This is a genomic window from Bradyrhizobium sp. SZCCHNR1043 (genome assembly GCF_032489675.1).
Classification (GTDB): domain Bacteria; phylum Pseudomonadota; class Alphaproteobacteria; order Rhizobiales; family Xanthobacteraceae; genus Bradyrhizobium.
Window position 1 is genome coordinate 465,012 of sequence record NZ_JAUEYN010000003.1, and the last position, 18,711, is coordinate 483,722.

17 protein-coding genes and 1 pseudogene are annotated in these 18,711 nt (G+C 65.7%); 6 read left to right on the forward strand and 12 right to left on the reverse strand.

From position 1 onward, the window contains the following. Positions 1–9: 9 nt before the first annotated feature. From QX039_RS07505 to QX039_RS07545, 9 genes are all read right to left on the reverse strand, one after another. Positions 10–678, reverse strand: coding sequence for a hypothetical protein (locus tag QX039_RS07505; protein ID WP_315738336.1), 669 nt, complete (start codon positions 676–678; stop codon positions 10–12). 56 nt (positions 679–734) lie between these two features. Beyond that, on the reverse strand, positions 735–1,496 hold the full coding sequence (locus QX039_RS07510; RefSeq protein ID WP_009025709.1) for a hypothetical protein: 762 nt from the start codon (positions 1,494–1,496) through the stop codon (positions 735–737). 263 nt (positions 1,497–1,759) lie between these two features. After that, positions 1,760–2,959 (reverse strand): M48 family metallopeptidase, encoded by a 1,200-nt coding sequence (locus tag QX039_RS07515; RefSeq protein ID WP_315738335.1) that lies wholly within the window; start codon positions 2,957–2,959, stop codon positions 1,760–1,762. Positions 2,960–2,992: 33 nt separating this feature from the next. Beyond that, positions 2,993–3,550, reverse strand: coding sequence for a LemA family protein (locus QX039_RS07520; RefSeq protein ID WP_315738334.1), 558 nt, complete (start codon positions 3,548–3,550; stop codon positions 2,993–2,995). A 188-nt stretch (positions 3,551–3,738) separates the two neighbouring features. Continuing rightward, positions 3,739–4,167, reverse strand: coding sequence for a hypothetical protein (locus QX039_RS07525; protein ID WP_315738333.1), 429 nt, complete (start codon positions 4,165–4,167; stop codon positions 3,739–3,741). A gap of 145 nt (positions 4,168–4,312) precedes the next feature. Beyond that, complete coding sequence (locus tag QX039_RS07530; protein ID WP_315738332.1) at positions 4,313–5,299, reverse strand: small ribosomal subunit Rsm22 family protein; 987 nt, start codon at positions 5,297–5,299, stop codon at positions 4,313–4,315. Between the two features lie 63 nt (positions 5,300–5,362). Then, a complete protein-coding gene (locus QX039_RS07535) occupies positions 5,363–8,827 on the reverse strand; it encodes a chromosome segregation SMC family protein (protein WP_315738331.1) in 3,465 nt (1,154 codons plus the stop codon). A 243-nt stretch (positions 8,828–9,070) separates the two neighbouring features. After that, positions 9,071–9,727, reverse strand: coding sequence for a DsbA family protein (locus tag QX039_RS07540; RefSeq protein WP_315738330.1), 657 nt, complete (start codon positions 9,725–9,727; stop codon positions 9,071–9,073). 118 nt (positions 9,728–9,845) lie between these two features. Beyond that, positions 9,846–10,325 (reverse strand): DUF721 domain-containing protein, encoded by a 480-nt coding sequence (locus tag QX039_RS07545; RefSeq protein WP_315738329.1) that lies wholly within the window; start codon positions 10,323–10,325, stop codon positions 9,846–9,848. 125 nt (positions 10,326–10,450) lie between these two features. Here QX039_RS07545 and mutY point away from each other — a divergent pair, with 125 nt between their 5' ends. Continuing rightward, complete coding sequence (mutY, locus tag QX039_RS07550) at positions 10,451–11,554, forward strand: A/G-specific adenine glycosylase (RefSeq protein ID WP_315738328.1); 1,104 nt, start codon at positions 10,451–10,453, stop codon at positions 11,552–11,554. Positions 11,555–11,985: 431 nt separating this feature from the next. Here mutY and QX039_RS07555 read toward each other — a convergent pair whose 3' ends face one another. Then, positions 11,986–12,255: a DUF2798 domain-containing protein gene (locus tag QX039_RS07555; protein WP_315738327.1), complete on the reverse strand. Its 270-nt coding sequence runs from the start codon at positions 12,253–12,255 to the stop codon at positions 11,986–11,988. Between the two features lie 434 nt (positions 12,256–12,689). Then, positions 12,690–13,621: pseudogene (locus tag QX039_RS07560) on the reverse strand (LysR family transcriptional regulator). Between the two features lie 96 nt (positions 13,622–13,717). Between QX039_RS07560 and QX039_RS07565 the strand changes: the two are divergent. After that, the gene (locus QX039_RS07565; protein ID WP_315738326.1) at positions 13,718–14,143 is read left to right on the forward strand and encodes a nuclear transport factor 2 family protein; all 426 of its coding nucleotides are present in this window, start codon (positions 13,718–13,720) and stop codon (positions 14,141–14,143) included. 34 nt (positions 14,144–14,177) lie between these two features. After that, positions 14,178–14,603, forward strand: coding sequence for a nuclear transport factor 2 family protein (locus QX039_RS07570; protein WP_315738325.1), 426 nt, complete (start codon positions 14,178–14,180; stop codon positions 14,601–14,603). A 137-nt stretch (positions 14,604–14,740) separates the two neighbouring features. Here the strand turns inward: QX039_RS07570 and QX039_RS33050 are convergent, their stop codons facing one another. Further along, positions 14,741–15,055, reverse strand: a complete 315-nt coding sequence (locus tag QX039_RS33050; protein WP_409997676.1) for a helix-turn-helix domain-containing protein — start codon at positions 15,053–15,055, stop codon at positions 14,741–14,743. On the opposite strand from QX039_RS33050, the gene QX039_RS07575 reads away from it, so the two are divergent. The 3 genes from QX039_RS07575 (at position 14,972) to QX039_RS07585 (ending at position 17,798) form a co-directional block, all read left to right on the forward strand. After that, positions 14,972–15,151, forward strand: coding sequence for a hypothetical protein (locus tag QX039_RS07575; RefSeq protein WP_315738324.1), 180 nt, complete (start codon positions 14,972–14,974; stop codon positions 15,149–15,151). The two genes, QX039_RS33050 and QX039_RS07575, sit on opposite strands and share 84 nt — an antisense overlap. Positions 15,152–16,220: 1,069 nt before the next feature. Continuing rightward, on the forward strand, positions 16,221–16,658 hold the full coding sequence (locus tag QX039_RS07580; protein ID WP_315738323.1) for an HIT family protein: 438 nt from the start codon (positions 16,221–16,223) through the stop codon (positions 16,656–16,658). 327 nt (positions 16,659–16,985) lie between these two features. Then, positions 16,986–17,798: an SDR family oxidoreductase gene (locus QX039_RS07585; RefSeq protein ID WP_315738322.1), complete on the forward strand. Its 813-nt coding sequence runs from the start codon at positions 16,986–16,988 to the stop codon at positions 17,796–17,798. The last annotated feature ends 913 nt before the right edge of the window (positions 17,799–18,711 follow it).

Sequence of the window (18,711 nt, forward strand, 5' to 3'; positions counted from 1 at the left end):
GCGGCGGCGTCAGGACCGCTGCATCAGGAGCTCGTTCTCGATCTCGCGCAGCGCATAGTAGTTGCGCCGGATCCATTGATAGAGCTCGGTGGACGGGTCCTTCTCCTGGCGCAGATAGCCGGTAAAGGAGAACGAGAAGCGCTCGATATAGGTCCTCAGGAACGCGGGCAGGGCGGCAATGCGCAGATGCTTGCCGCGGCTGTAGAGGTCGGGGAGCTCCTCGCGCAGGACGTGGTCGTTTTCGACCACGATCAGCTGAGGTCGCGGGATCTGTCGCCGCAGGGCGTCGTAGGCGCGCATCGACACCCGGTCGCCCTCGGCGCAGTACAGAACGATCGGGACCACGTTCCGCCGTGAGGCCTCCTTCAAAAAGCCGATCTCCTCGGACATCTTGAAAAACTCGTCGAACGAGTAGTAGCCGAGGTCGATCACCTTGGCGATGCCGTCGTTGAGGATGACTCGATCCATCAATTGGATCTTGCCGTAGGTGTCCTCGATCGTCGCGGTCTCCGTGATCTGCGGCAGGAAGTCGAGCAGCGACGGCTCGCGCAAGGTGACGTCGAAGGCGAGCACCTGGCCGTTCTTGAGCAGCAGGAACTCGCTCAGCACCCGCGCAAGCAGCGTCTTCCCGGACTGCGGCCGGGGCGAGCAGACGATGTAGACGGGCGTTGCGGGCATCAGACCTATATCAGGTCAAATGCGGTTGCGATAAAGTCCCATCCTTCACGGGGCTGCTATTTTTCCCCGGCCGGCCGCGGCGCCGCCGCCTTGGTCGAGCCGACGATGTCGGTCAGCTTGATGCGGTCGTACTCGCTCCAGACATTGGCGAGCCAATGCCGGACATAGCCGCGCAGCACGAAGGAGTAGTTGGCGGCCTCGTCGCGCGGGCCCTTGTTGGCGACGAACTTCAGGAACGGCACCGAGGCGACCTCGACCTGCTCGAACGCCATCTCGTTGAGCTTGGGGATGGTCAGCTCGGTCGCATCCTTGATGCGGTGGAAGTAGGAATTGTAGGTCGACTGGTCCCACTCGAAGAAGCTGGTGTTGTTGATGAAGTTCTTCACCAGGAAGTACTTCGCGCCGATCATGTAGCTTGCCGTCTCCGCGATCTCGTCCAGCGAGGCGATCGACGAGCCCAGGATGTGGAACACCGCGAAGGTGATCTGGCCGGAGCGGGCGGCGTCGAGGAAGCCGATGTCGCGCAGTGCCGCGAGCGTCGGCGACATCAGGCCGGCGCGGACGTCGATCACGGTCACCGAGGGCGCCACCGCGCTCAAGGTGTCGAAGATCTTCATCTGGTCCGGCGTCGAATTCATGTCGACGATCTCGGTGATTTCCGGGTGGAAGCGCTTCAGGGTGCCGCGCGGATGCTCGGTGTCGAACGCCCGGGTCGGGACGTTGTTGGCGCTGAAATAATCGAGCAACGTCCGCGATACCGTGGTCTTGCCGACCCCGCCCTTGTCCGCACCCACCACAACCACTGCCGGTTTCGCCATGGAAAGTCCTTCAGCCCTGAGGCCGGCCAGGGGGCCGGCGCTTTGCATTCTGCTTTGGGCGCGAACATGGCAGAAACGCTGGAGAATTCAAATTCATTGCAGCACGAGACCGGGGAAATTTGCGCCTTCGCTGCAACAGATCGGCGCAATCGGACCCGTTCCAGCCGAAACGTCCGGTTCGCGCCGAAACACTTGAGAGCGAATGCCGGGATGATTGCGCGCTGCGCGCGATCGGGGCTCGAACAGCGCCGCAGCTGCTGGTCCTAATGCCGGCCCCATGGGCCTGCAGCAGGTGTCGTCCAGGGGCCTTCCGGGGCGGCTTGCCCGCTGCCGGGTGACTTACCCCCTCCATCGGCATCGCTCCAGGGGCCGGCCGGGGGCAGCGGCGGTGGCGCAGTGCCGTCGGCTGGCTCGTCACCGGTATCGTTATCCCTCCCGTCGGACGGCAGCGCTAGCGGGCCGGGATCATGGCCGCCGGCGAACTTGATCAGCGCCTGGACGCGGGAGTCGACCGAGGGGTGGGTGGCGAACAAATCGGCAAAGCCCTCGCGCGGATTGTCGACGCACAATTCCATGACGGCGGAGGTGGCGCCGGGCAGTTCGCCCCGCCCTTCGATCTTGCGCAGGGCGCTGATCATGGCGTCCGGATTCTTGGTCAGCTCGACCGAACCGGCATCGGCAAGGTATTCGCGGGTGCGCGACAGCGCCAGCTTGACCACCTGGGACAGCAGCCAGGCCACCACGATCAGCACCACCGCGATGATCACGACGATGATGGCCCCGCCGCCGGAGCCCTTGCGGTCGGAGTCGGACGAGGAGGAGGAGGACGACGACGAGCGGCCCCAGCCGCCGCCCCAGCTCATGTTGGTGAACAGGCGGAAGAACAGTTCGCCGAAGAAGCCGACCACGCCGGCGATGATCACGGCCACGACCATCAGCTGCACGTCGCCGTTGCGGATATGGGTGAGTTCGTGGCCCAGCACCGCCTCGATCTCCTGGTCATCGAGTGCGTTCAGAAGACCGCTCGTGACGGTGACGGCGTATTGCCGCGGATTCAGGCCGGTGGCGAAGGCGTTCAGCGCCGGGCTGTCCATGACCTTCAGCTGCGGCATGGTGATGCCGCGCGAGATGCAGAGATTCTCGAGCAGATTGTACAGCCGCGGCTGCTCCTGGCGGGTCACGGCCGTCCCGCCGGTCACGGCGTCGATCATCTTCTGATGGAAAAAATAGGCGATGACGATCCAGGCCGCGGCGCCGATCGTGGCCCAGGGCAACGCCTTGATCAGGTCGCGCGTAGCGGCCTGCATGTAATAGGCGACGCTGCCATTGCCGTTGATCATGACCTCCGCGATCAGCGCGCCGGCGAACACCAGCACGTAGATCAGCAGGAACAGGCCGCCGAGCAGCAGCATCGAACGGGTCTTGTTCGATGCGATGTGGGTGTAGAGACCATAGGCGGCCATGATTTCGGGCCCTTCAGGCGCGAAGGCGCTGGCTCAGAACTTCACGCTCGGCGTGGCCTCGACCTCGGCCCGGCTGGTACCGAGATCGAAGAATTCCTTGCGGGTGAAGCCGAAGGTGCCGGCGAACAGCGCGGCCGGCATCTGCTGGATGCTGGTATTGTATTCCTGCACAGCGTTGTTGAAGAAGCGGCGGCTGGCGGCGATCTTGTTCTCGATGTCGGAGAGCTCGCCGGCGAGTTGCTGGAAGTTGGCGTTGGCCTTGAGGTCCGGATAGGCCTCGGACAGCGCGATCAGGCGCCCGAGCGCGCCGGAGAGCTGGCCTTCGGCGGCCGAGACCTGGGCCGGGCCCTGCGCCGACATCGCCGCATTGCGGGCCTTGATCACCTCGTCGAGGGTGCCGCGCTCATGCGCGGCGTAGCCCTTCACGGTCTCGACCAGGTTCGGAATCAGGTCGTGGCGCAGCTTGAGCTGGACGTCGATGTCGGCAAAGGCCTGGCCGACCCGCTGGCTGAGGGCGACCAGCCGGTTGTAGGCGCCAAGGGCGAACAGTACGAGGATGACGATGATGCCGAGGACGATCCAGCCGGACATGACGGGCTCCGAGGGAGAGGGCAGGAGGACGAGGCGCCGCCACGCGACGGCGCCGCCGGTCCGCAGGTGGACCGGCGTGCATTGGTCGCATTAGGGGGGATGCTCGTTCAAGTCGCTTGAGGCTGACTGGTCCGTTCGATGGTCGCCCAGGCGACCGAATGGGCGCCGGAGGCAGTGATGCGCAGGGCTCAATAGGGACGGGCAACCCGCCATTGCTGCGTGGGATCGTTGCCCTTGATATCGCCCGGGGCGCTGTCGAGCTGCGAGGTGTAGAGCGGACGGTAGCGGTAGGCCCACATCTTCTTGCCGTCGCTGCGGGTGATGACGGTGAAGTCGCCGCTGGCGGTCGCGTTGTCGGGTGCGATCAGGGGCGGCCGCTTCTCGGCGCAGGCACCGTCGCAGGTCGATTTGTTCCCGGTGTTGTCGCGCTCGGTGTAGTACAGCGTCATCCCCTTGGGATCGACCAGGACGGGGCCGTTCTTGCCGACGATGGCCTTGGCCGGCGGGCCTTCCTGCTTCGGCGGGGGCGGTGCCGAGGATCCACCACCGTGGCTGTTTGCCAGGGCCGTTCCTGCCGAAGCCAGCAGCGCGGCGGTGATCATCATCGTCCTGAACATCGAAACGCGTTCCCTTGTGAGTAGCGCCTTCAGCGCCTGTTACAGCTCACCGTAGCAAGCGCGGATTTCTCGCCGGTTTCGCGAAATCGCGAAAATGAGAGACGAATACGACCCGCCGTTAACCATGGGCCGTCGGCCGAGGCATCTACGAACCTGGCGGCTCCACGCCGTCGCCCCAGTCCCAGCGCCGCGCGGCGGCAAAGGCGGGCTTGTCGCGGCGGGGGATGCTGACGACCCTGGCGGCACCATCCGCCTGGCACAGCTTCGCGGTTGCCCCGACCTTGGTGACCGCCGGCGGCGCCAGCACGCGTGCGGCGGGCCGATGCGTCGCGGGCTTGCGGGTGAGGGCAATGAAGCTGAACTTCTCGTCCTCGAACGGAACGTCCGCGCCCTTGAGCTCGCGATGCGCCCGCGAGCGCGCCAGCCGCTGGGCGAAATGGCACCAATCCGGTGCGATCAGTGGACACGCCGCGGCGTGCGGGCAGGGGGCGGCGATGTGGGCTCCGGACGCGATCAGGCGGTCGCGCGCCGCGATGATGCGCTGATAGCCGGCGGGCGTGCCGGGTTCGACGATCAGGAGCGTATCGCCGGTCCTCGTCCACAGCGCATCAATGATGCCCGGGCGTTCGGCGTCGCTCAGTTCGCCAATCATGTAGCTGGCGATGACGAGATCGGCGCCCGTGCTGCGCTCGAGCAGCGCTCGCGCCGGGCCCAGCGCGTAGTCGAGGTCGCGGATGCGTGTCGCGTCGCCAGCGAGCGCCAGCGCGAGCGTGCGCAAGGCGGGATTGGAATCGATGGCGGCGAAAGACGCCAGCGACGGGAATGCGTCCGCCGCAGCGAAGCTTGCGGTGCCCGGACCGGCACCGACATCGAGCAGCGAGGCCGGGGCGAAGTCCGGGCTGGCCTGCATCAAGGCATTCAGGCTGGCCACCACCGCAGCATACGTCGCCGGCATCCGCACAGTGGCATAGGCGATTGCGTCGGCTTCGCTCGTGATCGTCCCCGAATTGCCGCCGCTGCGATAGGAATCCGAGATGCGGGCCGCGCGAGCGGCGGCATCCTGCCGCGACTGCCCGTGCAGCCTGGCTTCGAGGGATGCCTTCAGCGCTGCGGGCAAATCAGGAGAGATCATCGATCCTCTCCACGCGTCAGTCCGGGCGCCGCGCAGGCGGCGATCCGGAATGACGGAGCAAGATCACGCCACCTGCTGGTCGAGGATCTTCACGGCCTCGTCGAGTGCGACCGACACCAGCTGCGACACGCCGCGCTCGGCCATGGTGACGCCGAACAGCCGGTTCATGCGCGCCATGGTGATCGGGTTGTGGGTGATGATGATGAAGCGGGTCTCGGTCGAGCCCTTCATCTCGTGCAGCAGGTTGCAGAAGCGTTCGACGTTGTGGTCGTCGAGCGGCGCGTCGACCTCGTCCAGCACGCAGATCGGCGAGGGGTTGGTGAGGAACACCGCGAAGATCAGCGCCATCGCCGTCAGCGCCTGTTCGCCGCCCGACAGCAGCGACAGCGTCTGCGGCTTCTTGCCCGGCGGCTTGGCGATGATCTCGAGGCCGGCCTCGAGCGGATCGTCGCTCTCGATCAGATGCAGCGCGGCCTCGCCGCCGCCGAACAGCTCGGTGAAGAGACGCTTGAAGTGATCGTTGACGGTCTCGAATGACGCCTGCAGGCGCTCGCGCGCCTCCTTGTTCAGGCTCTGGATGCCCTGGCGCAGCCGCTTGATGGCCTCGACCAGGTCGTCGCGCTCGGTGGTCAGCGCGGTGTGCGAGCCCTCGACCTCGGTGAGCTCCTCCTCGGCGCGCAGGTTGACGGCGCCGAGCCGCTCGCGATCGCGGCGCAGCTTCTCCAGGCTCTCTTCGATCTCATGCAGCGGCGGCAGTTGCGTGTCCGGGCCGATCTCGGCCATGGCGGCAACCGCCTGCGGCTCGCATTCGAGCATGTCGTGGATCTCGCGCTCGACGTCGCCGACGCGGCGCTTGGCGCTTTCGAGCCGCTCCTCGGCGCGGGCCGCGGCCTCGCGCGACTTCGACAGGGCTTCCAGCGACGCCTTGGCGGCACGGTCGGTGTCGCCCATCGCGGTCTCGGCTTCGGCCAGCGCGTCGGCGGCGACCTGGCGCTCGCCTTCGGCGATGGCGAGCTCGTCGATCAGCGCGCTGCGCTTCTCGGCAAAGATCTCCGGCGCGTTTTCGAGCTCGGCGCGTTCGTCCTTCACCTCGGCGATGCGCGCCTCGATGGTGGCGATCTGCGAGCCGGCGCCGCGGATGCGGTTGAACCAGTCGTTGCGCTCGCTGATGATTGCCTGCACGCGGCGGTCGGCGAGCTCGGCCTCGCGGGCCAGCGCCTGCGCTTCGGCCCGGACCTGCGCCGCGGCGCGGCGCTTGGTCTCGATCTCGGCCCGCACGGCGGCAAGACGGCCGTCGGCTTCGTTGGTCGCCGGCAGCTCCTCGATCGCCTCCAGCGCATTCTGGTGCAGCTCGGCGATCTCGGCGCGGTCGTGGGCGAGGCGGGTCGAGGCTTCGACCAGCGCCGATTTGCGCGCCGAATGGCGGTTGATCTCGCGCTCGGCATTGGCGTGGCGCTCACGCGCGGAGTTCACCTCGCGCTGGGCGGCGCGCCAGGCTTCGCGCGCGGCGCTCTCGGCGGCGGTCGCGGCCCTCACCTCGGCCTCGGCGCTCTCCAGCGCCTGGCGCTTGCTCGTCGCATCGATGCGCGCCAGCTCTAGCTCGGCCTCGATGTCGATCAGGCGGGCGCGCTCGGCCAGACGCCGTGCCGCGCCGGTTGGCGCATGCGCCGCGGCGATGAAGCCATCCCAGCGCCAGACGTCGCCTTCGGAGGACACCAGCCGCTGGCCGGTCTTGAGCTGCGACACCAGCTGGGCGCCGCGATCACGCGACACCACGCCGATCTGCGCCAGACGTCGCGACAGCTCCGGCGGTGCCTGGACATAGGCCGCGAGCGGCTCGACGCCATCCGGCAGCGCGGGGTCGATGACCTCGGCGCCGGCCACGGTCCAATGCATCGGCGCGGACGCGTCGACCGGCGCATCAAGGTCGTCGCCGAGCACGGCGCCGAGCGCCTTCTCATAGCCCTTGGCGACCGTGACGCCGTCGATGATCGGCGGCCACAGATTCTTGGTCTCGCTGTTGACCATCTTGGAGATGGTGCGGGCCTCGGTCTCGAGCCGCTGCGCGCGCTTCTCGGCCTCGGCGAGCGGGGCGCGCGAGGCTTCGAGCTTCTGCCGTGCATTGGCCTGCGCCGACTCGTTGGTCTGCACCGCGGCCTCAGCCTGCGCCTCGGCCTCCTCGGCCGCTTCGAGCGAGGCGGCGAGCGTGTCGAGATCGCCGAGATGGGCGGTCTCCTGCGCCAGCCGCTCCTCGTCGGCGCGGACATTGGCGATGTCCTGGTCGAGCCGGGCGAGCCGGTCGCGGTGGCTGCGGACGTTGGCTTCGAGCTGGTTGCGGCGGGCGGTGAGGTCCGCAAGCTGCGTCGTCAGCTCGGTGAACTGGCGCTCGGTCTCGGCAAGCAGCGCCTCCGCCTCGGCGACGCGCTCGTCGACGCCACTGCGCATCTCGACGCGCGCCTTGATCTCTTCCTTCAGCTCCGCGTCTTCGGTTTCCAGCCGCTGCAACGCGACCTGCGCGTCCTGGTTCTGCTGCTGTTCGCGCGCGACGTCGGCGGTGAGCTGCATCAGGCGGCGATCGAGCTCGCCGGCGCGCTCCTTGGCGCGCAGCTCCTCGCGGTCGAGCAGGTCGCGGGCGTTCTTCAGCCGCTGCATCGTCGCCGCGGCGCGGGCCTCGGCTTCGCGCAGCGCCGGCAGATGCGAGGAGCGGATGGCCTGGATGCGGGCCGACTCGGCCTGCTCGCGGGTCCGCTCGGCCATCTCGCGCACGGCGACGTCGTGCACATGGGCGGCGTCGTTGAGATCGGCATGCGCGCCCATCCAGCGCATGTGATAGAGGGTGGCTTCCGCCTTGCGCACCTTGGCCGCGACCTCGCGGTAGCGGATCGCCTGCCGCGCCTGCTTGCGCAGGCCTTCCATCTGGCCGGAGAGCTGGCCGATGACGTCCTCGACGCGCAGCAGATTGGTCTCGGCCGCCTTCAATCGCAGCTCGGCCTCGTGGCGGCGCGCATGCAGGCCGGCGACGCCGGCGGCGTCTTCCAGCACGCGGCGGCGCTGCTCAGGTTTCGCTTGAATGATTTCGCCGATCTTGCCCTGGTGGACCAGCGCCGGCGAACGCGCGCCGGTGGCGGCGTCGGCGAACAGGATCTGCACGTCGCGGGCGCGCACGTCGCGGCCGTTGATGCGATAGACCGAGCCGGCCTCGCGCTCGATGCGACGCGAGATTTCGAGAATGTCGCGATCGTTCACGGCGGCTGGCGCGGTGCGATCGCTGTTGTCGATCGTCATCACCACTTCGGCGTGGTTGCGCGACGGACGCGTGTTCGAGCCGGAGAAGATCACCGCGTCCATGTCGGCGGCGCGCAGCGATTTGTGCGAGGTCTCGCCCATCGCCCAGCGCAGCGCTTCGACCAGATTCGACTTGCCGCAGCCATTCGGACCGACGACGCCGGTGAGGCCGGGTTCGATCACGAAGTCAGTCGGTTCGACGAACGTCTTGAAACCGTGAAGACGAAGACGGGTGAGTTTCATGCACAGATTCTCTGTTGGCGGGAGACGAATCTCCCAGCCCCGACAATACCATGGAAGGCAATGTCAATGTGGACTGAGTCGCCCTGGCGCCCCATTCTGAGGGCGGGACAATGGCGAGGGCCGGTCCCCAGGGCAACCCGCCGGCCCTGCTTTTCCAAGGCTTTCTCGTGGCGAACGGCCCACGAAACAGAAGCGGCCCCATTGAGGGGCCGCGCTGTGTCTCTGAGGACTCAGTGATTCGAATCAGCTCTTCAGAAGCGGGTTGATCTTCTTCTGAAACTCCTCGATCGAAGTCTCGCCCTTGATCTTCTCGCCGTTGATGAAAAAGGTCGGCGTCGAATCGACTTTAAGAATGTCGCTCGCGTATTTCTGGTCGGCGGCGATCTTGTCGAGCAGCGCCTGGTCCTTCAGGCAGGCCTCGACCTGCTGCTGGCTGAGGCCGGCCTGCTTGCCGATCCGGGTCAGCGTCTCGGTGGTGTTCTTCACCACCCAGTCGTTCTGCGAGCGGAACAGCATGTCGGTGACCGCAAAATACTTCTGCGCATCGCCATTGGCGATGCAGCGCGTCAGCATCGAGCCGGCCGCGGCTTTGATGTCGAGCGGGAACTCGCGGAAGATGTAGCGCACCTTGCCGGTATCAATGTATTCGGCCTTCAGCTTCGGGAACACGGTCGCGTTGAATGCGGCGCAATGCGGGCAGGTCATCGAGGCATATTCGGTGATGGTGACGGCGGCGTCGGCCGGCCCGATCGCCATGTCCGGCAGCGACACCGGCTTGGCGACATCGGTGGCGCTCTGGGCCATGGCGTCCGAGATCAGCCGCAGCGGGGACAGGCCCGCCAGAGCGGCGAGGCCGGTCAGCGACAAGGCTGCGGTGAAGGCGCGGCGGGTGATGATCAAGGCTCTGCTCCGGAATGGGCGCATCTCGCGCCTGAAACACTCGTAACTCGGCTTTTCGCTAGCTTGAAACCCAGCTTGAGGCAATGCCGGGCCGCAAACCGGGATCAAACGGGAAGCGTCAATTTCGCTTGATGGCGGCGCCCAGCCGGGCGAGGGCGTCGCGCAGGGCGTCGTCCTCGATGGCGGTCAGGGTCTGCGCGACTTTCGCCACCGTGTTCGGATCGGGCGGCACCGGGCGGCGCTTCACCGGGGGGCGCAACAGCGGCCCCTGGCGCAGCGCCAGCTTGCCCACCGCGTGCCAGCCGAAGAAGCGGTTGACCCGCTCCAGGATCACGTCCGACGAATGCTGGATCTCCAGCGCCATCGGCCCCTCGACGCGCAGGATCAAGGTCGCCGGCTCCTGCGGCTGGCCCTCGACCGGCCGCGGCCATTGCATCTTCAGCGGCTGGGCGTGCTCGGCGATCTCGCGCCCGGCGATCTCCGGCCAGCGCGTCACCAGCTCGCGCGCGGCAAAGCCCTGCTTGGCATAGGCAGCCGACAGCACGTCGCCCATCATCAGCGACAATGGCTTTGCGGTGAGGCGGCCGGGCTTTGCCATCGATACAGGCTTCTCGTGGTCTGCCGCCCGTCCGAGCCGCCGAGGCTCGAAGAAAGCCGTGGATGCCGCAGACGAGACTGCGGTCCAGCGGGCGACGATGGCTCCTGACGTACTAGATTAAGCCAATGGTGTCATCAGCCCTTCCTTCCAAGCGCAAGAGCCGACCAGAGAATCGCGGCTCCGCCGAGCGCCCCGCACAACTGCTCGCCTGGTACGACCGCCACCGCCGGCGGCTGCCGTGGCGCGCGCCGGCCGGGCAGCGCTCCGATCCCTATCGCGTCTGGCTGTCCGAGATCATGCTGCAGCAGACCACGGTGAAGGCGGTCGGGCCGTATTTCGAGAAATTCCTGGCGCGCTGGCCGGATGTCTCGGCGCTCGGCGGCGCCGAGCTCGACGACGTGCTCAGGATGTGGGCCGGCCTCGGCTATTATTCGCGGGCGCGCAACCTGCATGCCTGCGCCGTCGCCGTGCTGCGCGAGCATGGCGGCGCGTTCCCGGACACCGAGGAGGGGCTGCGCGCGCTGCCCGGCGTCGGTCCGTACACCGCGGCCGCCATCGCCGCGATCGCGTTCGATCGGCTGACCATGCCGGTCGACGGCAACATCGAGCGCGTGGTGTCGCGGCTGTTCGCGGTGGAGGAGGCGTTGCCGCAGGCCAAGCCGCAGATCCAGGCGCTCGCGGCGACCCTGCTCGGGCCGTCCCGCGCCGGCGACAGCGCGCAGGCACTGATGGATCTCGGCGCCACCATCTGCACGCCGAAGAAGCCGGCCTGCGCGCTGTGTCCCTTGAGCGAGGACTGCGCCGCACGCGAGCGCGGCGACCAGGACACGTTCCCGCGCAAGGCCGCCAAGAAGACCGGTACGCTCAGGCGCGGCGCCGCCTTCGTCGTCGTCCGAGGCGACGAGCTGCTGGTGCGCTCGCGCCCCGCAAAGGGCCTGCTCGGCGGCATGACCGAGGTCCCCGGCTCGGAATGGCTGGCCGGGCAGGGCGACGCCGAAGCGCTGGCGCAAGCGCCGGAGCTGGCCGGCGTGAAACGCTGGCACCGCAAGCTCGGCGTCGTGACGCACGTCTTCACGCATTTCCCGCTGGAGCTCGTGGTCTATACCGCGCGGGTGCCGGCGCGGACACGCGCGCCGGACGGCATGCGCTGGGTTCCGATCGCGACCCTTGACGGCGAGGCGTTGCCCAACGTCATGCGCAAGGTCGTCGCGCACGGGCTGGGGCAGTGAGGGCGCGCTGAGCGTGTAGTTTGTAGGGTGGGCAAAGGCGCGCCACGCTGCTGATGAGTTCAGCGAGATGTTACCCGCGCCGTGCCCACCATCGAGGCTGCGAGTGCGCAGCGAGACGGTGGGCACGCTGCCGCCTTCGGCGACCGCTTTGCCCACCCTACGGCCGCGCATATCAATATGCTCCATTGTCGTCCCGGCGAAAGCCGGGACCCATACCCACAGGGAGTGGTTTGAGGCACACCGGTCATTGGCATTCTGCCCATCACGACGGCCGCGGAGTATGGGTCCCGGATCGGCGCCGTGCCGCGCTGGTGCGCGTCGCGGCTTGTCCGGGACGACAGCGGTAGATGAGGCGGATTCACGGCTCAAACAGCGGCTTGCGTGATACCCGTTGAAGCGGGGCCGCAGTTGAGCGGCCCCGCTGCTTTCGCTTAATTCGGCTTGGGCGTCTCCACCACGAGCGCCACGATCCGCCGCACCAGCGGCAGAACAGCGAGCAGCGTGGGGAACGCGACGAGCCAGGAGATGCCCCACGCTGCGGGCCAGGTCGCGATGAACGCCGGCGTCGGTCCAAGACTCTTCAGCGTGGCGATCGCCGACACGACGAACGTCATCAGCACCGAGAGTGTCAGCGGCATGACGACGGCTGCATAGCGCGCGGGCAGTTTTCTGCGCGCGCGCCGTTCACCAGGTGGATTCATGATGGCAGTTCCGGAATTCGATCGGTCGATCACGGGCAACGCATCCTGCATTCCTCCGGATCGAGCCGATCCGTTGAATGCGTTGCCTGACGTGAGACGCTTACGGTGCGCATCCGCGCAGCGTGCGTCTGATAGCCTGACAACAAGGCGGACGCCAGCCAAAAATCTGAACGAGCCGGAATTCATGCCGCTGCTGCGCTAGCCGGTTTGGAGGGTAGGGTGGGCAAAGGCGCGCATCACCGTATTCACCGCAGACTGCGCTCGATCGCGCGCCGTGCCCACCATCTGACGCGGAGTACGCAGCGTCACGGTGGGCACGCAGCCGCCCTGCCGGGCGGCTGCTTTGCCTACCCTGCGCGACCTCAACTGTATCAACGCATTTTGCTGTTGGCGGCCTGACGGAGGAGAACGCGCGGGCGCCCGCCGGCGTCCGCTCATGTCGGTTTCGTCGCACGTCCTGGCGCGCCGCCGAGCTCGCGGCCCGTTTCCAGCATCAGCGTGCGCAGCCAGATCGACCCCGGCTCGACCTGCGCCCTGGTCGGATAGAACATGTATTGTTCGTCGATGCCAGGATCGAGCGGCGGCGCGACGGTCGACAGCGACAGGGGCTGCGCCAGCGCCGCGATCAGGCGGCGCGGCACGAAGGCGACGAGATCGGTGCGCGCGGCGACATGCAGCGCCTCGATGTAGCTCGGCACGACCAGTGCGATCCGCCGCTCCCAGCCCTTGCTGCGCAGCCAGCCGTCGATCAGGTCCTCGCTTTGGCCGCGCAGCACCACCGCGACATGCCGGGCGGCCAGGAAGCCGTCTCGCCGGCTCAGTCGCCTGCCGACCGGGTGACCGCGCCGCACCGCCAGCGCATCGCTGTCGGTGTAGAGCAACTGGCGATGGAAGCCCTTGAAGGCGTTGCCGATCGAGATCACCATGTCGATGGTGCGGGCGAACTCGGCGTGGAAGATCGCAGGGCCTCGCCAAGGCACAACGTCGATGCGGAGGTTGGCGCGGCGCGCGTCACCTTGGCCATCAACGACGGCATCAGCAGCTCGACCGCGAGATCAGGCATCATCAGGCGAAATTGGCGTTCGCTCCGTGCAGCGTCGAACGCGTCGGGCGTGAACAGGCCGCGCACCTGATCCAGCGCCTGGGCGAGCGGAGCCTGCAGCGCAAGGGCGCGCGGGGTCAGCTCCATCCGCGCGCCGGTGCGGACCAGCAGGGGATCGCCGAGCAAGTCGCGCAGCCGCTGCAGGGCGTGGCTGGTGGCCGGCTGGGACAGTCCGATCCGCAGCGCAGCCCGGCTGACGCTGCTCTCGCGGAGCAGTGCGTCGAGCGCCACCAGCAGATTGAGGTCGAGCGCGGCCAAATTCATGGGCCGAATTGATATCATATCCGATATCGATTGGAAGAATGCGCCGCCACCCGTCATGCTTCGCCCTGTCGCAGAGGAGATCGGGAGACAGATGTCATGACCGCCAGCGCCAACAAGCGATTGATGCAAGAGCTGCTCGCCAAGGCCGCCGCCGGCGACCGCGCGGCCTATGTCGCGGCCATCGCCGACGACGTCACGATGGTGATCACGGGACAATATTCGTGGTCGCAGACGATCAGAAGCAAGGAGACGCTGCTGCGCAATCTCCATGGCCATCTCAACAGCCTGCTGGCGGAGGGACGCCGCGCCATTCCGCTGCGCTTCATCGCGGATGACGACCTCGTCGTGGTCGAGGCCAAGGGCGAGATGCGCACCAGGGCCGGACGGCCCTACAACAACGACTACTGCCTGATCTATCGGCTGCACGAGGGGCGCATCGTCGAGATCCGTGAATACTGCGACTCGGCGCTGACGGAAGCGGTGCTGGGACCGTTTCCGGCTGCGCTCAAGCAGACCGGTTGATGCGACGATGACCGAATTCAAGGAGAGTTTGCCGATGAGCGCCGTAGAAGCCACGGGTCATGACAACAAGCGGATCGTGCAGCATGTGTTCGACGAACTGGCGAAGAGCAATCCGCAGCCGCTGCTCGCGCATCTTGCGGATGATGTCCGCTTCGTCATCATGGGCAGCGGATCCTGGTCGCGCAGCTATGACGGCAAGGCGACCGTTCTCGCCGAGTTGTTCGCGCCGCTGCGGGCGCGGCTCGGCCGCATCACCACCATCCCGATCCGGCTGACGGCCGAGGATGACCGTGTCGTGGTCGAGGCGCGTGGCCGCAATACGACGAGCGACGGCAAGGTCTACAACAACAGCTATTGCAACGTCCTTCGCCTGGAGAACGGCCGTATCCTGGAATGGATCGAATATTGCGACACGCTGCTGATCGAGACCGCACTCGGTCCGCCGCCGACGACGTCATGAGACAATTACGGTGACATCTCTGGACTGCACCCCTCAAGTGAGACGCAGATAATTTCTGCGACAGGCATTTCGAGGATGACGTGTGGCAGCAAGAGGGAAAAACCGTCAGTTTCCGGCGCCCATCGCGGCCATCGTAGTTATTCGATCAACTGAATCCGGACCCTAGACGGAGCGTCCTTGAGCACGCTGGCGGCAGTAGCGCCAAAGGTTGCCTTGAAGGCGTGGCTGAAATGGCTGGAGCTCGAAAAGCCTGCATCGAGCGCCGCCGACGTGATAGAATCGCCATTTCCCACACGCTCCACAGCGTGCCGGAAACGAATCCAAATCCTAAACGTCCTAAGTGGCACCCCAATCTCTTGGACGAACAGATGCTGCAGGCGACCAGGGGAAAGGTCGACTCGCCGGGCCAGTTCCTGGATCGAGTGATTGCGGGCGATGTCAGCCCTTATGATAGCTACGACACGTTCAACCCGCGCATCGAACCGTGGTGGGCGCGGTTCGATTCCCAATGCCTGTTCAGCAGCGAAATCGAAATCGTCGAAGCGTAGCTTATCACCTGTCTGATGCAGCGCGTAGAGATTCCGCACAGCGACGATAAGCGAACTTTCGATGTCAGGGTCCAGTGAGCTTAGGCCACATCTCTGACGGGGCGAGAGGCGCCGATAGTAAGGATCGTCAGGGTCGTTGTATATCACGGCGACCGGCGCCCCGCTTAGATCAAGGGTATGCGCCAAGCCTGCGGGGACGATGGCGGTAAGGCAGGCCAGGCTCTCCCCGGCCATTGTGGTGCCGATCCGCAGAGGGGCCTGAAGCGCCACCAGGCAGACCGATATTGGATGCCGGTGCAGCGGCAGCGTACCCAGACGCCCGATGAACATCATTCGTTGAGGCCAGAGGCACAACAAAGCTCTCTCGTCGAAATTGGTAGCCGATTCTGGCAAGCGGCCATTCCTCCACACGTCTATGCTTCGAGAAGGTCACGCCGACGGCATCCAGCGACCTTGGCGCGCAAGCTCTTGTACCCGGCGTCCATAGCGGAAAGATTTGTTTGGGGAAATAATGTCGAACGCTTTCTTGATTGCGAATATTGAGTTGTGGCGGCTTCTTCCGGTGGGCGGCATCTGGAAATGCCGCCGCATGGTTGCGTCGCCCGAAGTGCGGGCGTCTGTTTACGCCGACCCCTGCCATCGCAGCGCCAATGTATTCACCTGTTTGCTTGGTTCTTGCAGAATTCGCGCGGCTGAGCTGGCCACCGGGCGTCAGCGTGATCGCCGTCAGCACGCGATCACCTTCCTCGCGATGGCTGGTAGCTTTCAACGATCACCCGAACAGCCGAATCTGAAGGCCTGTCACACGAGGAGTTCAAGCGGGCTACGCGATATAGCCCACTTGCAACAGGCGCCCGGTCAGCCTCAGCCGGACTAAGAGACGACAGTCCATGTCACGGGCGCCGCGCCCGGCACACGAGACCCCTCAGCGATTGAGCCGCCGTGCCGGGGACCGCACGTCCTCGGCCGATGGAGCCCGGGCCGCCAAAACTAGGGAAGCACTGCGCCGTCACCCAAAACACCCCACCGCACCGCGGTTTCTAGCCTCGCCCATACTCCGGAGCACCAGATGACCCTCGCCGCCCCCTACGACCCCGACAACATCTTTGGCCGAATCCTTCGCGGCGAAGTCCCCGCCGCCAAGGTCTGGGAGGACGATCACGTCCTCGCGTTCATGGACGCCTTTCCCCAGTCCGAAGGGCATGTACTGGTGATCTCGAAGACCTCGACCTCGCGCACCCTGCTGGACGTGGAGCCGGACGTGCTCGTTCGGCTGGTCGCAGCCACCCGACGCACCGCCCGGGCAGTGGTCAAGGCGCTGGCACCCGAGGGTTTCCTGATCGTTCAGTTGAACGGTGCGGCCAGCGGTCAGACCGTCTTCCACCTGCATTTCCATATCATACCTCGCTGGGCGGACGTTCCGATGAAGGGCCACGGGCAGGCGCCGATGGGCAAACCAGAAACCCTGCTCGCCCTCGCCGACCGCATCGCCACTGCGCTTGATTGACCGCAGCCCGGCATGCGGTCTGCTGCCGCTCAAATAGCAATCGGAAAAGCTCCGATGTGACTGCACGAAAACGATGTAGCCATGCCTTGCGGCGAACGCGCCGTCGCCCTGCGGGGGTATCACCGGAGGCTTCAACCGCTGGCGGAGTTTGTACGAAGTCCTGCTCAGCAACTGCACCTAGGAAGCTCAGCAAGGTCGACAAAATGAAAATAGGTGTTTCTGAGGCAACGGCGGTCAGTGGGCAGCACTCGACCGCGCGATTGGGCGAAGCTGGGGCTCGTCCTTTCTCCCGGCTTCCCGAAGTGGATTCTGGCTTAGGACTCTCATATGTTCCATTCACGTAGCATTGTCATCACCGGGGGGGCGACGGGCCTAGGCTTTGCGATAGCGAACGCGCTTACCCCCCAAGGTGCTCGGCTGACGCTCCTCTCGCGGCGAACCGATAATCTGGATCTCGCGGTTCATGAACTTCGTCGGCGACACGCCGGCGCCGATATCGAGGTGCAGCCCGTCGATGTTGGCGATCCGATTGCAACGTCTCAGGCTATCGAGGAGGTTGCTCGGCGCCGTGGAGGGATCGACATGCTGTTCAACAATGCAGGTGTGATGCGCGAGGGGCGGTTCGAGACCCTCACCGACAATGACTTCCAGGCCGTGATGCAAACCAATTTCTTTGGTCCGGTAAATGTCACCAGGGCTGCTTTACCCCATCTACGCGCCGCTGGCGGGCGGTTGATCAACATAGCATCGATCGCTGGTCTGACCGGAATCTTCGGTTTCACCGCCTATGGATCTGCGAAACACGCCTTGGTCGGCTTCACCGAATGCCTGCACTACGAACTGCTGCGCCAAGGTATCAAGGTTCACCTCGTCTGCCCAGCGGAGTTCGAGACGCCTATGGTGGCGGAGCTTGATTCCTATCGGACACCGGAGAACCGGCGACATACGCTGACCATCCCGAGAACTCCCTTGGAAATCGTGGTTGCGGACACATTGCGGGGAATCCGGCGCGACCGGTATTTCATCGTTCCGGGTGGCCGCGCCCGGCTGGCCGTCCTCGGCTTGCGACTCGTACCATCGATTGTGCGTAGACTTGGCGAGCGCATTGTTGGGAAACTCGAGCGGAAGCACCCGGTGTGAGTTCATCGTCATACCGGCGATCGGCCGCGAGGCAATCCGTCGGAGGATGAACATGAATATGGTGACGCCTTCCGCGAGCGTATGAGGTCAGGCTTAAAGACTTCCGCTGCGTCACCAGATAGGACAAACCCGCCAGCGCGTGGACTGGTTGGAGCGAAGCGATACCATTGTTGTCTCGTAGACCAATTGATGGGTTTCGCGTTGCTCCACCCATCCCGCGAGCTAATCGACAGCATGCCGCGAAACTAAAGCGAAGTCACGCCCCACGCTTTGTCGGTGGCAGTAGCACGCCGGGCGGCGGATTCCAGTATTTCGTTGAGTAATACGTATTACGGTGACGCTGCATGAAACTTGTCGTGGCGCGCTGCCCCGACGAGACGGCTGCATACCGGTCGGCGCTGATCGCATCGACGGCGCAGCATGCGCCGACATTGCACGTCATTCCGATCCGTCGCTCCGTTCCGTTCCAGGACGCGTCTTCCGTTTTTCGGAATTTGTCTTGACTCCGCCCCCAAATCAATGGCTATATCCGCCCCGTTCCGTCCCGGCAGGAGGGGCGTACGCGTCGTCACGACACGCGGGGCGGGATGCGGTGGCTGCGACGGCGTCGTCAGGACGAGCGACGTCGACCGGCCTCGTGCAGGGCTGCGGCGGCTTGCCGGCGTGGCGCGCGTGCGGGGCCTTTCGCGGACGTTGAAATCGTGTGGTCCTGGCATCCCGATGCTGATGTCAACTCGCGTTGAGGCTTCGCTTCGCGCGGGGATGGTGGCCAGAAAGCCCGGCGCACCAGGGAGATCACGTATAAGACGGAAGCCCATCGCGCAGGGAATGCCGGAGGTGGATTCAATTGGTCGTCGCAACACTCGATGAGGAGGTTGCGATGGGCATTCGAAAGAAACGGTCAACGCGGGGC